We start from the raw sequence: 13,787 nt of genomic DNA, 5'->3' as shown, positions 1-13,787 counted from the left end.
CTTGTGGGGAGGGGTTCGGGGTGGGGGTGGTGCAGAAGGCACCGCACCGCCTCATCCTGAACCACCCCCACCTCCTGCCTCCTCCCCACAAGGGGGACGAGAGCGGGCGAGGAGGCCCGGGGTGATCGACCGGAAACGGCCTGGGCGGCCGCCTCCGAAAGCTCACGCGGGACGGCAGCCGGCCGCGCGTCTTGGCCCGATCTGGCCGATTCCCCCTAAAAACAGTTGTGGAGCCGCCCCGCCCTCAACGCTTCACTAACTTTCCGAGGCGAGAGTGCTCGTCGCACGTCCCTTAGTGCGCGTAGACGAGTACCCCCCATGGACGATCTGCTTCGCGAATTTCTGGTCGAGAGCGCCGAGCATCTGGACACGGTCGATGCGGAGCTGGTCCGTTTCGAGCAGGATCCCAACAACCAGCAGATCCTGCGCAACATCTTCCGGCTCGTTCACACCATCAAGGGCACCTGCGGCTTCCTCGGGCTGCCGCGGCTCGAGGCCCTGGCGCACGCCGCCGAGACCCTGATGGGGCGCTTCCGCGACGGCTATCCCGTCAGCGGCGCCTCGGTCACGCTGATCCTGGCCACCCTCGACCGCCTCAAGGCGATCCTCGCCGACCTCGAAGCCACCGGCTCCGAGCCGGCCGGCGCCGACGCCGACCTGATCGGCGCCCTCGAGCAGATGGCCTCCGAGGAGGCGCCCGCCGCCGCCGCTCCGCCGCCGCCGTCCCTGCCCGAGCTGCCGCCGATCGTCGAGCGGGAGCTCAAGCCCGGCGAAGTCTCGCTGGAGGACCTGGAGCGCGCCTTCATGGAAGCGCCGGGTCCCGACGACGTCTCCGCCGCGCCGGTCCTCGAAGCCCCCGAGCCGGCCTTCGAGGCCCCCGAGCCCGTCTTCGAGAGCGCGCCCGAGCCGGCCGCCCCCGCCCCGGCTCCCGAGCGTTCCGCGGCGCCCGCCGCCGAGGGCGGCGAGGGCCCGATCGCCAAGGTCCAGACGATCCGCGTGAACGTCGACACCATCGAGCACCTGATGACGATGGTCTCGGAACTGGTGCTCACCCGCAACCAGCTCCTCGAGATCGCCCGCCGCCACGAGGATTCCGGCTACAAGGTCCCGCTGCAGCGCCTCAGCCACGTCACCGCCGAGCTGCAGGAAGGCGTGATGAAGACGCGCATGCAGCCGATCGGCAATGCGTGGCAGAAGCTGCCCCGCGTCGTGCGCGACCTCTCGGCCGAACTCGGCAAGGGCATCGAGCTGGTAATGTCCGGCGCCGAGACCGAGCTCGACCGCCAGGTCCTCGACGTCATCAAGGACCCGCTCACCCACATGGTGCGCAACTCGGCCGACCACGGCATCGAGTCCACCAATGAGCGCCTGAAGGCCGGCAAGCCGGCCCGCGGCACGATCCGCCTCTCCGCCTATCACGAGGGCGGCACGATCACGATCGAGATCGCCGACGACGGCAAGGGCCTCGACCTCGCCGCGATCCGCAAGAAGGCGATCGAGCGCAACCTCGCCCCCGCGGCGGAGGTCGAGAGGATGACCGACGCGCAGGTCGCGAAGTTCATCTTCCACGCCGGCTTCTCCACCGCCAAGACCGTCACCTCGGTCTCCGGCCGCGGCGTCGGCATGGATGTCGTCAAGACCAACATCGAGACCATCGGCGGCGTGGTCGACATCGCCACCGAACTCGGGCGCGGCACCACCTTCACCATCAAGATCCCGCTGACGCTCGCCATCGTCTCGGCGCTGATCGTCAAGGCCGGCGAGCAGCGCTACGCCGTGCCGCAGATCGCGGTGCTGGAGCTGGTCCGGGTCGATCCCAAGGGCGAGAACAAGAGCGCGAACTCGATCGAGCGCATCCACGGCGCGCCGGTGCTGCGCCTGCGCGAGCGGCTCCTGCCGATCGTCACCCTCGACGGGCTGATGCGCGGGCAGGCGACCGTCGAGGAAGGCGAGATCGTCGAGTCCGGCTTCGTGGTGGTGGCCCAGGTCGGGCGGCAGCGCTTCGGCGTGCTCGTGGACGAGGTCTTCCACACGGAAGAGATCGTCGTGAAGCCGATGTCGTCGAAGCTGCGCCACATCCCGCTGTTTGCCGGCAACACGATCCTCGGCGACGGCGCCGTGGTGCTCATCGTCGATCCCAACGGCGTGGCCAAGCTGGTCGGCCAGAGCGCGCAGTCCGGCGCCGCGACGGAGACCGAGGTCGAGGAGATCGAGGCCGGCGACGCCAAGGCGACGCTCCTCGTGTTCAAGGGCGGCGCGGGCGGCTTCAAGGCGGTGCCGCTCTCCCTCGTCACCCGCCTCGAGGAGATCGACGCCTCGAAGATCGAGCATCTCGGCGGGCGCCCGCTGATCCAGTACCGCGGCCGCCTGATGCCGCTGGTGCCGGCCGATCCGGGCATCGTGATCCGCTCCGAGGGCAGCCAGGCGCTCGTCGTGTTCTCCGACGGCGACCGGGCGATGGGCCTCGTGGTCGACGAGATCGTCGACATCGTCGAGGAGCGCCTCGACATCGAGATCTCGGCGGACCGCTCCGACCTGATCGGCTCGGCGGTGCTGCGGGGCCGCGCCACCGACATCATCAACATCGCCCACTTCCTGCCGCTCGCCTACGATGACTGGGCGCGGGGTCCGCGCAAGACGGTGGTCAAGGCGCCCTCGCTCCTGCTCGTGGACGACTCGGCCTTCTTCCGCGACATGCTCACCCCCGTGCTCAAGGCGGCGGGCTACGGCGTGACGACCGCGTCCTCGGCCGACGAGGCGATGGGCCTGCTCAAGGGCAATGCCGGCATCGACCTCGTGGTCAGCGACCTCGACATGCCCGGCCGCAGCGGCTTCGACCTCGTGGCCGCCATGCGCAAGAGCGGCGGGCGGCTCGCCGAGATGCCGGTGGTGGCGCTGACCGGCACGGTCGCCGCCGACGCGATCGAGCAGGCGCGCCGCCTCGCGATCAGCGATCTCGTCGCCAAGTTCGACCGCAGCGGCCTGCTCGCGGCCCTCGCCGAGATCGGCGAAGCCGCCCAGCCCGCCGACACCCGCGCCGCCGCCTGAGACCTGAACGGACCGGAAGAGGACACGCCGCCATGCAGGCCGCCAACGGCAACGCCGTTCCCATCGACACCACCGACTACGTCACCGTCTTCGTCGGCGACACGATGTTCGGGCTCACCATCGACCGGGTGCACGACGTGTTCGTGCCCGCCGGCATCACCCCGGTGCCGCTGGCGCCGAAGGAGATCGTCGGCCTCCTGAACCTGCGCGGGCGGGTCGTGACGGCCCTGTGCCTGCGCCGCCGCCTCGGCATCCCCGGCCGCGAGGCGGGCGCCGCCGAGATGGCCATCGGCCTGGAGCAGGCCGGCGAGACCTTCGCCCTCATCGTCGACGGCGTCGGCGAGGTGCTGAAGCTCGGCGCCGACACGCAGGAGCCGGTTCCGATCAACCTCGACGCCCGCTGGCGCGACATCTCGCTCGGCGTCCACCGGCTCGACGGACGCCTCCTCGTCATCCTCGACGTCGATGCGCTGCTCGCCTTCGGCGACGCCCGCGAGTCGAAGGTCGCCTGAAAGTCCGAGGGACGCGCCCATGAAGACCAGCCCGGACAAGACAGCCCTGATCGTCGACGACTCGGCGGTGATCCGAAAGGTCGCCCGCCGCATCCTGGAGACCCTCGACTTCAGCGTCCGCGACGCGGAGGACGGCGCCACGGCGCTGGCGATGTGCGCGGAGGCGATGCCGACGGTGATCCTGCTCGACTGGAACATGCCGAACATGGACGGCTACGAGGTGCTGCGGCACCTGCGGCAGGCCCCCCTCGGCGACCGGCCGAAGGTCCTGTTCTGCACCACCGAGAACGATGTCGGCGCCATCGCCCGGGCCCTGCGCGCGGGCGCCGACGAGTACATCATGAAGCCCTTCGACCGGGAAATCATGATCGCCAAGCTCGATCAGGTGGGCTTCGCGACGCGGTCCTCCGAGGCCGCCTGATCCCTCGCCCGTTCGTGCCGGCATCCGGGGGCCGCGAGGCCTCCCACCCCTTTCTCGCTCCGCGGAAACGAGTCCCTCATGTCGGCATTTCCGGCCGTCGCCCAAGTCCCTGCGGCGCGTAGCCCGATCAAGGTGCTCGTCGCCGACGATTCGGCGGTCGTGCGCGGGCTCGTCTCCCGCTGGCTGAGCGAGGCGGGTCACGAGGTGGTCGCCACGGCGCCCAACGGCCGCGCCGCCGTGGACGCGCTCGCCCGCTGCAACCCCGACGTGGTGCTCCTCGACATCGAGATGCCGGAGCTCGACGGCATCCAGGCCCTGCCCCTGATGCTCGCCAAGCAGCCGGGGATCCAGGTCGTGATGATGTCGACGCTGACCCAGCGCAACGCCGACGTCTCCCTGCGCTGCCTGTCGCTGGGCGCGGTCGATTACATCCCCAAGCCCGAGAGCAACCGCGGCGTCACCACCTCCGACGGCTTCCGCAACGACCTGCTCGAGCGCATCCGCGTGTTCGGCGCCGCCCGCGCCCGGCGCCGGCCCGCCCCGACCGCGGTCGAGGCGGCGACCTCCGCGGCGCCCGCCGCGCCGGCGGTCTCGCGCCTGTCCGGCACGGTGACGCTGCGCCCGAAGCCCCGCACCGTGGCCCCGCCCCGCGTCCTGCTGATCGGCTCCTCCACCGGGGGTCCGCGGGCGGTCGGCGAGGTGCTGGAGAAGATCGGCGCGGCCACCCTCCGGCGCGTGCCGGTGCTGATCGTGCAGCACATGCCCCCCGTCTTCACCGCGGTCTTCGCCGAGCATCTCGGCGCCCGGATCGGCCTGCCGGCGGCCGAGGGCAAGGCCGACGAGCGGGTGCAGCCCGGCCGCATCTACGTCGCCCCGGGCGGGCGCCACATGCGGCTCTCGGGCTCCGCCGCGGATACCGTGATCCGCCTCGACGACGGGCCGCCGGTGAACTTCTGCCGCCCGGCGGTGGACGTGATGTTCCTCGACGCCGCCGCCCTCTACGGCGGGGCGACGCTCACCGTCATCCTCACCGGCATGGGCTCGGACGGCACGGCCGGCGCCCGCGCGCTGGTGGAGGCCGGCGGCACCCTGCTCGCCCAGGACGAGGCGACCAGCACGGTCTGGGGCATGCCCGGCAGCGTCGCCAAGGCCGGCCTGTGCCACGCCGTCCTGCCGCTCCCCGAGATCGGACCGGCCCTGCGCAGCGCGATCGCGGAGCGGGTCTGATGACCGAAGCGGATTTCGCGTTCCTGCGCGACTACCTCAAGAAGCGCTCCGGGCTGAGCCTCGGCCTGGAGAAGCGCTACCTCGTGGAGAGCCGGCTCACCCCGGTCTGCCGCCGCTTCGGGATCGGCACGCTCACCGACCTCGTCGGCACCCTGCGCCTGTCGCGGGAGGGGCCGCTGGAGCGGGCGGTGGTCGAGGCGATGACCACCAACGAGACCTTCTTCTTCCGCGACCGGGCGCCGTTCGACCTGTTCCGCGACGTGCTGCTGCCGAAGGCCATCGCCGCCCGCGCGCCCCAGCGCCGCCTGCGGATCTGGTCGGCGGCGGCCTCCACGGGGCAGGAGCCGTACTCGCTCGCCATGATGATCCACGAGGCCGCCGCGCAGCTCGCCGGCTGGCAGATCGAGATCGTCGGCACCGACCTCTCGACGGAGGTGCTGGAGAAGGCCCGCCTCGGCCTCTACAGCCATTTCGAGGTGCAGCGCGGGCTGCCGGTGCAGCTCCTCGTGAAGCATTTCACGCAGGTCGGCGAGCAGTGGCGCATCAGCCCGGCGCTCGCCGGGATGGTGTCCTTCAAGCCGCTCAACCTGCTGAGCCCGTTCGAGCATCTCGGCCAGTTCGACATCGTCTACTGCCGCAACGTGCTGATCTACTTCGACGCGCCGACCAAGACCGACGTGCTGGAGCGGATCGCCAAGATCCTCACCCCCGACGGCGCCGTGCTGCTGGGCGCGGCCGAAACGGTGATCGGACTCACCGAGGCCCTGGTGCCGGACCCGCAGCACCGCGGCCTCTACCGCCAGGCCGCGGCCGCCGGGCGCGCGGCGACGCCCCACCGCCTCGCGGCGGGGTTCTAGAGCATCGTCTTTTCCCGAAAGCCGGCAACCAGCTTCCGGGACGAGGCTCTCGGGCCGGACCATCTCGCGGCAGGCGGCCGGATCGGCTAGCCTGCCGGGCATGACGCACGACCCGCCGCGGCTGCTGCCCTGCGGGGACACGGCCTTCACCATCGAGTTCGGCGACCGGATCGACGCGGGTCTCAGCGCCCGCGTGCTCGCCCTCGACGCGGCGCTCGCCGCGCGCGCGCTGCCCGGCCTGCGGGAGACGGTGCCGACCTACCGCTCGCTGACCGTCCACCTCGATCCGGTCGTCGCCGACCCGGCCGCACTCGGCCGCGCGGTTCTGGCGCTCGCGGGCGAGCCGCTGGCTTCGGTCCCGTCCACGCGGCTGTGGCGCATCCCCGTGGTCTATGGCGGCGAATTCGGGATCGATCTCGACGCGGTCGCCGCGCATCACGGCCTCGCGCCGGAGGCGGTGATCGAGCGCCACAGCGCCCCCGAATACCGGGTCGCGATGATCGGCTTCCTGCCGGGCTACGCCTATCTCGAAGGGCTCGACCCCGGGCTCGCCCTGTCGCGCCGACCGAGCCCGCGCCCGGTGACGCCCGCCGGCACCGTCTCCGTCGGCGGCGCCCAGGCGCTGGTGGCGAGCATCGCGGCGCCGAGCGGCTGGCACCTCCTCGGCCGCACGCCCGAAAAGACCTTCGTGCCGGCGCGCGACCCCGTCTTCCTCCTGCGCCCCGGCGACCGGGTGCGCTTCGTGCCGACTCCGGCCGAACGCTGGGAGGCGCTCGCCGCCGCGGCGGAGGCCGGCGAGCCGGTGGCCGAGCTGTGCCAGGGATGAGCGCCCGGCTTCACCTCGCCCGCCTCGTCGGCGCCGCCTCGATCCAGGACGGCGGACGGCGCGGCCATCTCCGCTTCGGCCTGTCGGCGTCCGGGCCGATGGACCCGCTCGCCTTCGCCGCCGCCAACCGCCTCGTCGGCAACGGGCCGGACGCGGCGGCGCTCGAACTCGGGCTCGCCGGGGCGCGCCTGCGGGTCGAGGGCGGTGCCGCCCGCCTCGCCCTGGCCGGCGCGCCGAGCGGGCTGCGCCTCGACGGCGACCCGCTCGCCGCGCACCGCTCCTTCATCCTGCGCGAGGGCGCGGAGCTGACGGTCGAGCGTCCGCGCGAGGGCGTGTTCGCCTATCTCGCCGTCGCGGGCGGCTTGCCCGTCCCCGCGGTGATGGGAAGCCGCGCCCTGCATCAGCGCGCGGCGCTCGGCGGCCTCGACGGGCGCCCCTTGCGCGAGGGCGACCGCCTGCCGCTCGCCGCCGCGCCGACGGGCGAGGCGGACCACGCCCTCGACCCGGTTCCCCTGGACCGGGACGCGCCGGTCCGCGTCGTCCTCGGCCCCCAGGACGACCATTTCTCGCAGGCCGGCCTCGCGACCTTCCTCGAGGCAACCTTCACGGTCTCGAACCGGGCGGATCGGATGGGCTACCAGCTCGACGGGCCGGAGATCGCCCACGGTCCCGGCGGCTTCAACATCGTCTCCGACGCCACCGTGGCGGGCTCGGTGCAGGTGCCGGGTTCGGGTCGGCCGATCGTCCTGCTCGCCGACCGCCAGACCACCGGCGGCTACCCGAAGATCGCCACCGTCATCTCCGCCGACCTGCGGCGGATCGCCCAGCGCCGGCCCGGCGAGGCCGTGCGGTTCGCGGCGATCGACCTCGCCGCCGCCACCCGCCTCGCCCGCGACGCGGCGGCGCGGATCGCGGCCCTGGGCTCCCGCCTCAGGCCGGTCGAGGCCGAGGCCGAGCGGCTGATGGCCGCCAACCTCGCGGGCGCGGCGGTGGACGCTTTGCGAGCCGAGGATTGATCCTTTCCATCGGGGGCCGAAACCGGCGCTGACGCGTTGTCGGGCCATGTCGCGCGAACTCAACACGTCCGAGCCGAACATGGGCGAGCCGCCCCGCCTCGGCTTCTGCTGCACCTTCATCCCCGATCCGGACCCGTCCCACAAAACCCTGAAGGCCGCCAAGGACGCGGCCAAGCTGATGAATCTCGGCACGGTGACGATGGCGCATCTGGAGCGCCTCGGGCCGGCGGCGCGGTTCGAGAAGCTGGAAGGCGTGGTGCGCCACAACCTCGCCGCCCTGGAGCGCCAGATCGCCTGGGTCTCGGGCCGGCCGCCGCTGGAGCGGCTCCTGCGCATGGCGAGCTCGGTCCTGCCCGGCTACACCCACCCGGTCGCCCAGCCGCTCTACGCGCAGGCCCCGATGCGGAGCCTGATCGAGACCGGCCTCTCCCGGGTCGGCGAGCGGGCGCGGGCGGGGGAGGTGCGGCTCAGCATGCATCCCGGCCCGTTCTGCATCATCGCCTCGCGCAACCCGAACGCGCAGGCGAACGGCATCGCCGAACTCGAGTACCACGCCGAGGTGATGGCGATGCTGGGCTACGGCGCCGGCTGGCACCCGCACGGCGCCCATGTGAACATCCATATCGGCGGGCGCGAGCCCGGCATCGAGGGGTTTCGCGAGAGCCTGTCGCTGATCTCCGAGAGCGCGCGCAACCTGCTCACCGTCGAGAACGACGAGTCGCTGTTCGGCCTCGACGCGGTGCTGCGGCTCGGCGACCGGGTGCCGGTGGTGCTCGACCTCCACCACCACTGGGTCGAGAGCCGGGGCGAGTACATCGAGCCCGACGATCCGCGCATCCGGGCGGTGATCGCCTCCTGGCGCGGGGTGCGGCCGGTGAGCCACATCAGTGTTTCACGGGAAACGCTCCTGCCCGAGCACGATCCCGACGCCCTGCCGGACTTTCCGGCGCTGTCGGACCAGGGCCATTCCTGGCGCGATCTCGCCGCCCATTCCGACCTGATGTGGAACCGGGCGGTCAACGCCCTCGTCGCCCGCCACCTCGCCTGGAGCGATTTCGAGATCGAGGCCAAGGGCAAGAACCAGGCGAGCGTGCCGCTGGCGGCGCGGATCGGGCGCGACCTCTCGCGGGCCGCGGCCTGACGGCGCCAAGCGCGGCTGGGCGGATTTGACCCGGCGGAGCCTGCCCGTCACCATGCTAGCTTCCTCATCCGTGCGCGGGCCTTCTCGGCCCGGCGCCCGTGGGAGCCGCGACCGGACACGATGAGCGAGGCCGAACGGACGATCTCCGCGAGCGACGACCGCCAGGGCGAGGCGCGCCAAAGCGAGGCGCGGCGCCGCCTCGACCGGCTGGTGGCGCGGGCGCGGGCGGCGGGCCTGTGGGAGCGGGCCTGGCCGGTGCTGTGGCGCGGCCTCGGCGTCGCCCTCGCCTTCCTCGCGGTCTCCTGGCTCGGCCTGTGGCTCGACCTGACGCCGCCCTGGCGGATGGCCGGGCTCGGCCTCTTCGCCCTCCTGCTCGTCGCGGCCCTGTGGCCGGCCGCCCGGCTACGCGCCCTGAGCCGGCGCGAGGCGCTCGCCCGCATCGACCGGGAGGCCGCCCGCGGCGGCGGGAGCGCCCACGATCCGGCCTCGGCGATCGAGGACACCCTGGCCGTCGGCCAGACCGATCCGGTCACCCGCGCCCTGTGGGCCCTGCACCAGTCGCGGGCCGCCGCCGCCGTCGCGCGGCTGAAGGCCGGGCGCCCGCGCCCGCACATGCCCGGCCACGATCCGCTGGCGCTCCGCGCGGGCGTCCTCGTCGCGGCGCTGGCCGCCCTGTTCGTCGCCGGTCCCGAATGGCGCGGACGCGTCGCCGCCGCCTTCGACTGGCGCGAGCCGCAGGCCGCGGCGCCGAGCTTCCGCGTCGATGGCTGGATCGACCCGCCGATCTACACCCGCGTGCCGCCGCTGATCGTGACGATGTCGGGCGCCGCGAAGGACCCGGTGCAGCGCCTGCGCGCGCCGGTCAACTCGACCCTGATCGTGCGCATCGCCGGCCAGGGCGAGGCGGAGCTGACCCCGAACGCCGCCCTGGTGGCGATCCCCAGGGACGAGAAGGCCGGCCCCGCCCGCCCCGCGCCGCAGGGGGCCGCCAAGGGTGATGTTAAGGGCAGCGAGACCCGAACGAGCCTGCGGGAGGAGCGCTTCCGGCTCGTCGGCGGCACCGCCGAACTCGGCATCGCCGCGTCGGGATCGGAGCCGCAGCGCCTCGTGATCGAGACGATCCCCGACCGGCCGCCGGAGGTGAGCCGGGTCGGCGACCTGGAGGTCAACGGCCGCGGCACCTTCAACCTCACCTATCGCGCCAGGGACGATTACGGCATCGCCTCCGCCGAGGGGCTGGTCGAGCCGTTGAAGGCCGGCCGCTCGCTCGTGCCCGTGCCCAAGATCCCGCTCGCGCTTCCCACCGACGCCACCGGCGAGACCGAGACCAAGACGCTCGTCGATCTCACCGACAATCCGTGGTCCGGCGCGCGGGTGAAGCTCACCCTGGCGGTCCGCGACGAGGCCGGGCAGGAGGGACGCACCGAGACCGCCGAGATCGTGCTGCCGGCCCGGCCCTTCAGCCAGCCGCTCGCCCGGGCGCTGGCCGAGGAGCGCCGCCGCCTCGTCACCGCGCCGGACGCGGATCGCGCCCGCGTCCAGACCGCGCTCGACGCCCTGCGGATCGCGCCGGAGCGCTTCACGCCGCAGCCCGCGATCTTCCTCGGGCTCACCACGGCCGCCAACCGCCTGCGCGCGGCGAGATCGGACGAGGATCTCACCGGCGTCGCCGATCTCCTGTGGGAGATGGCCCTCAAGATCGAGGACGGCGACCTCTCCGATGCCGAGAAGGCCCTGCGCGCCGCCCAGGACCGCCTCAAGGAGGCGATCGACCGCAACGCGCCGGACGAGGAGATCAAGAAGCTCACCGAGGATCTGAAACAGGCCCTCGACAAGTTCATGAAGGAGTTCGCCCAGCGCGCGAAGCCGCAGCGCCCGCAGCGGGCGGAGCGCCAGCAGCAGCAGCAGGGCGGCCAGACCGTCACCCCCGACGACCTGGAGAAGATGATCAAGGACATGCAGGAGGCGATGAAGCGCGGCGACACCGCGGAAGCCCAGCGCCTGCTCGACCAGCTCCGCAACGTGCTGGAGAACCTGCAGAACGCCGAGAACGGCCCATCGTCCGAGGGCGGCATGGCCGAGATGAACCGGCAGCTCGACGAACTCGACAAGATGTCCCGCGAGCAGCAGGACCTGCGCGACGAGACCTACAAGGAGGGGCAGCAGGGCCAGCGCCCCGGCCAGCGCCAGAGGCCGCAGCCCGGCCAGCAGGGCCAGCGCGGTCAGCAGCCCGGCCAGCAGGGCGAGGGCCAGGACGGCCAGCAGGGGCAGCAGGGCCGGGGCCAGCAGGGACAGCAGGGCCAGGGGCAAGGCCAGCGCGGCCAGCAGGGCCAGAGCATGGGCCAGCGCCAGCAGGGTCTGCGCGAGCAGCTCCAGGACCTCAAGAACCGGATGAAGCAGCAGGGGCTTCAGGGCGAGGAGGGTCTGGCGGATGCCGAGGAGGCCATGCGCGAGGCCGAGGAGGCGCTCGGCCGCGGCCGCAGCGGTGACGCGGTGGACGCGCAGGGCCGCGCCCTCGACGGGCTCAAGCGCGGCGCCGAGGGCATGCAGAAGCAGATGCAGCAGATGGCCGAGGGCCAGGGCGAGGGCCAGCAGGACGGGCAGTCGCAGGGGCGCCAGGGCCGCTCCGGCTCCGCCGACGACGACCCGCTCGGCCGGCCGACCCGCGGGCGCGACCTCTCCAACGGCAACGTGCGGGTGCCGAACGCCGACGAATCCGCGGTGCAGCGCGCCCGCCGGATCATGGAGGAGCTGCGGCGCAAGCTCGGCGACCCCTCGCGTCCGCAGGAGGAACTCGATTACTTCGAGCGCCTGCTGCGCCGGAACTGACGCCTCGAAGCCACCTCTTCCGGGCCGTGCTCACGGGAGCGCGGCCCCTCGCGAGATCACCGACCGATGTCCTCCAACCAGCTCGTCCTCCTCGCCTGCCTCGCCGTGGCGGTGGTGCTGCTCCTCGGCCTCGTCAACATGATGCGGGGCGGCAGCGCCAATCTCTCGCAGAAGCTGATGCGCCTGCGCGTGCTCCTGCAATTCGTCGCGATCATCGTCATCATGGGCGTGGTCTGGTGGCGGGCGGCCTGAGCGCACGCCGAGAGCATCGTCCTGGATATCGGATCCAGGACGAGGCTCTCGTCTTCTGATTTTGCATCGTCTTTTTTCCGAAAGCCGGCAGCCGCCTTTCGGGACGATGCGCCAGCACCGCCACACCTTGCAGCTTGCGCGGGTCACGACCTCCCGCGAACGCGCGCAGGGCGGGCAGCGGAGCACCGCTCGGCCGATCGGAGTGTGGCGTCCGCGCCCCACCGGGTGGGCAAAAGCGCGGGAGGCGGATGAATCCGCGGGCTGTGCCCCGGGGGGCGTGATATTCGAGGCGGGTTGAAACGGACGGATCGACCGCCGATGAAGTCACCCCTTGCCCGGATTCTCGTCGGCGTCCTCGCCGCTTCGGCCGTCACGGCCGCGCAGGCCGCCGATCTTCGTGCCGCCCGGGCCCCCGCACCGCCGCCCTACTTCGCCCCCGTCCAGCCCTACTCCATCGTCTCCGAGGTCCGCATCGGCGGCTCGGTCCAGGATCCGGGCAGCGCCGAGGGCAAGCTGCCGGGCTTCAGCACCGCGAACGTCAACGGCGAAATCCTGTTCGCCAAGCCGCTCGTGACCACCGACCCGTTCTGGCAGGCCTTCGTGCCGCGGCCCACCGTGGGCGGCAGCTACAACACCGGCGGCCGCACCAGCTACGCCTATATCGGCGCCACCTGGACCGTGGATCTCTTCCCCGAGACCCTCAACCGGCGCGTCTTCCTCGAAGGCTTCTTCGGCGGCGCGGCCCATAACGGCTATACCGGCCTGAAGGCGAACGCGCCCTACGGCTTCAACGCCCTGGGCTGCTCGCCGCTGTTCCGCGAGGCGGCGGCGCTCGGCTTCCGCATCGACGAGCACTGGAGCGTCATGGCGACCGTCGAGCACATGTCGAATGCCGGCCTGTGCGGCGACAACCGCGGCCTGACCAATTACGGCGGCAAGATCGGCTACACCTTCTGAGCGCCGGCCGCTCCGACAGCCTGCCAAAACACCCCTTGCAAAGACCCGCCGGGCGCGAAACATCGCCCGGCGGGTCTTTTTTCGAAGAACACCGGGCCCGCCGGGAGGGACGCCGTGGTCAAGCTCAACCGCATCTACACCCGCACCGGCGACCAGGGCACGACCGGGCTCGCCAACGGCGAGCGCCGCTCCAAGGCGGATCTGCGGGTGGAGGCCTACGGCACCGTCGACGAGACCAATGCCTGCATCGGGCTCGCGCGCCTGACCGCCGAGCCCGCCCTCGACGCGATGCTGGCACGCATCCAGAACGACCTGTTCGATCTCGGCGCCGACCTCGCCACGCCGCCGAGCGACGCGCCGCTGGGCTACGAGCCCCTGCGGATCGTGCCCGCCCAGGTGCAGCGGCTGGAGGCGGAGATCGACGCGCTCAACGCCAACATCCCGCCGCTGAAATCCTTCGTCCTGCCCGGCGGCTCGGCCACGGCCGCCGCGCTCCACCTCGCCCGCACGGTCTGCCGCCGCGCCGAGCGGCTGGTGGTCGCGCTGTCGGGCATCGAGAGCGAGGCGATCTCGGGCGAAGCCCTGCAATATCTCAACCGGCTGTCGGACTTCCTGTTCGTGGCCTCCCGCGCGGCCAACCGCGACGGCGCCGACGACGTGCTCTGGGTGCCCGGCCAGAACCGGTGAATTCCCGCAGGTCA

The 13,787-nt window shown here is 72.4% G+C and carries 12 protein-coding genes; all 12 read left to right on the top strand.

What is annotated here, in order from left to right; translation table 11 throughout:
* Nucleotides 1-318 precede the first annotated feature (318 nt).
* The 12 genes from ABS772_RS19295 to ABS772_RS19240 all read left to right on the top strand — a co-directional run bounded on the left by ABS772_RS19295 (nucleotide 319) and on the right by ABS772_RS19240 (nucleotide 13,773).
* Nucleotides 319-3,048, top strand: coding sequence for a hybrid sensor histidine kinase/response regulator (locus ABS772_RS19295; RefSeq protein WP_350396413.1), 2,730 nt, complete (start codon nucleotides 319-321; stop codon nucleotides 3,046-3,048).
* A 32-nt stretch (nucleotides 3,049-3,080) separates the two neighbouring features.
* Nucleotides 3,081-3,560: a chemotaxis protein CheW gene (locus tag ABS772_RS19290; protein ID WP_350396412.1), complete on the top strand. Its 480-nt coding sequence runs from the start codon at nucleotides 3,081-3,083 to the stop codon at nucleotides 3,558-3,560.
* Nucleotides 3,561-3,579: 19 nt separating this feature from the next.
* Complete coding sequence (locus tag ABS772_RS19285) at nucleotides 3,580-3,981, top strand: response regulator (protein WP_238256864.1); 402 nt, start codon at nucleotides 3,580-3,582, stop codon at nucleotides 3,979-3,981.
* A gap of 78 nt (nucleotides 3,982-4,059) precedes the next feature.
* A complete protein-coding gene (locus ABS772_RS19280; protein WP_238256863.1) occupies nucleotides 4,060-5,208 on the top strand; it encodes a protein-glutamate methylesterase/protein-glutamine glutaminase in 1,149 nt (382 codons plus the stop codon).
* Entirely contained in the window at nucleotides 5,208-6,065 is an 858-nt protein-coding gene (locus ABS772_RS19275) for a CheR family methyltransferase (protein ID WP_238256862.1), read from the top strand. Before ABS772_RS19280 ends, ABS772_RS19275 begins: the two co-directional genes overlap by 1 nt.
* 100 nt (nucleotides 6,066-6,165) lie before the next feature.
* Nucleotides 6,166-6,891 carry a 5-oxoprolinase subunit PxpB gene (gene pxpB, locus ABS772_RS19270; RefSeq protein WP_350396411.1) on the top strand — a complete coding sequence of 242 codons (726 nt, stop codon included), beginning with the start codon at nucleotides 6,166-6,168 and terminating at the stop codon, nucleotides 6,889-6,891.
* Nucleotides 6,888-7,907 carry a 5-oxoprolinase subunit C family protein gene (locus ABS772_RS19265; protein ID WP_350396410.1) on the top strand — a complete coding sequence of 340 codons (1,020 nt, stop codon included), beginning with the start codon at nucleotides 6,888-6,890 and terminating at the stop codon, nucleotides 7,905-7,907. Before pxpB ends, ABS772_RS19265 begins: the two co-directional genes overlap by 4 nt.
* A 46-nt stretch (nucleotides 7,908-7,953) precedes the next feature.
* Nucleotides 7,954-9,048, top strand: a complete 1,095-nt coding sequence (locus tag ABS772_RS19260) for a UV damage endonuclease UvsE (RefSeq protein ID WP_350396409.1) — start codon at nucleotides 7,954-7,956, stop codon at nucleotides 9,046-9,048.
* Between the two features lie 120 nt (nucleotides 9,049-9,168).
* The gene (locus tag ABS772_RS19255; protein ID WP_350396408.1) at nucleotides 9,169-11,877 is read left to right on the top strand and encodes a TIGR02302 family protein; all 2,709 of its coding nucleotides are present in this window, start codon (nucleotides 9,169-9,171) and stop codon (nucleotides 11,875-11,877) included.
* A gap of 66 nt (nucleotides 11,878-11,943) precedes the next feature.
* Nucleotides 11,944-12,129, top strand: coding sequence for a twin transmembrane helix small protein (locus tag ABS772_RS19250; protein WP_108939763.1), 186 nt, complete (start codon nucleotides 11,944-11,946; stop codon nucleotides 12,127-12,129).
* A 318-nt stretch (nucleotides 12,130-12,447) separates the two neighbouring features.
* Nucleotides 12,448-13,086: an acyloxyacyl hydrolase gene (locus tag ABS772_RS19245; protein ID WP_238255190.1), complete on the top strand. Its 639-nt coding sequence runs from the start codon at nucleotides 12,448-12,450 to the stop codon at nucleotides 13,084-13,086.
* A gap of 114 nt (nucleotides 13,087-13,200) precedes the next feature.
* A complete protein-coding gene (locus tag ABS772_RS19240) occupies nucleotides 13,201-13,773 on the top strand; it encodes a cob(I)yrinic acid a,c-diamide adenosyltransferase (protein ID WP_238255191.1) in 573 nt (190 codons plus the stop codon).
* The last annotated feature ends 14 nt before the right edge of the window (nucleotides 13,774-13,787 follow it).

The organism is Methylorubrum podarium (assembly GCF_040270385.1).
Taxonomy (GTDB): domain Bacteria; phylum Pseudomonadota; class Alphaproteobacteria; order Rhizobiales; family Beijerinckiaceae; genus Methylobacterium; species Methylobacterium podarium.
This window is presented reverse-complemented; position numbering and strand designations above follow the sequence as displayed.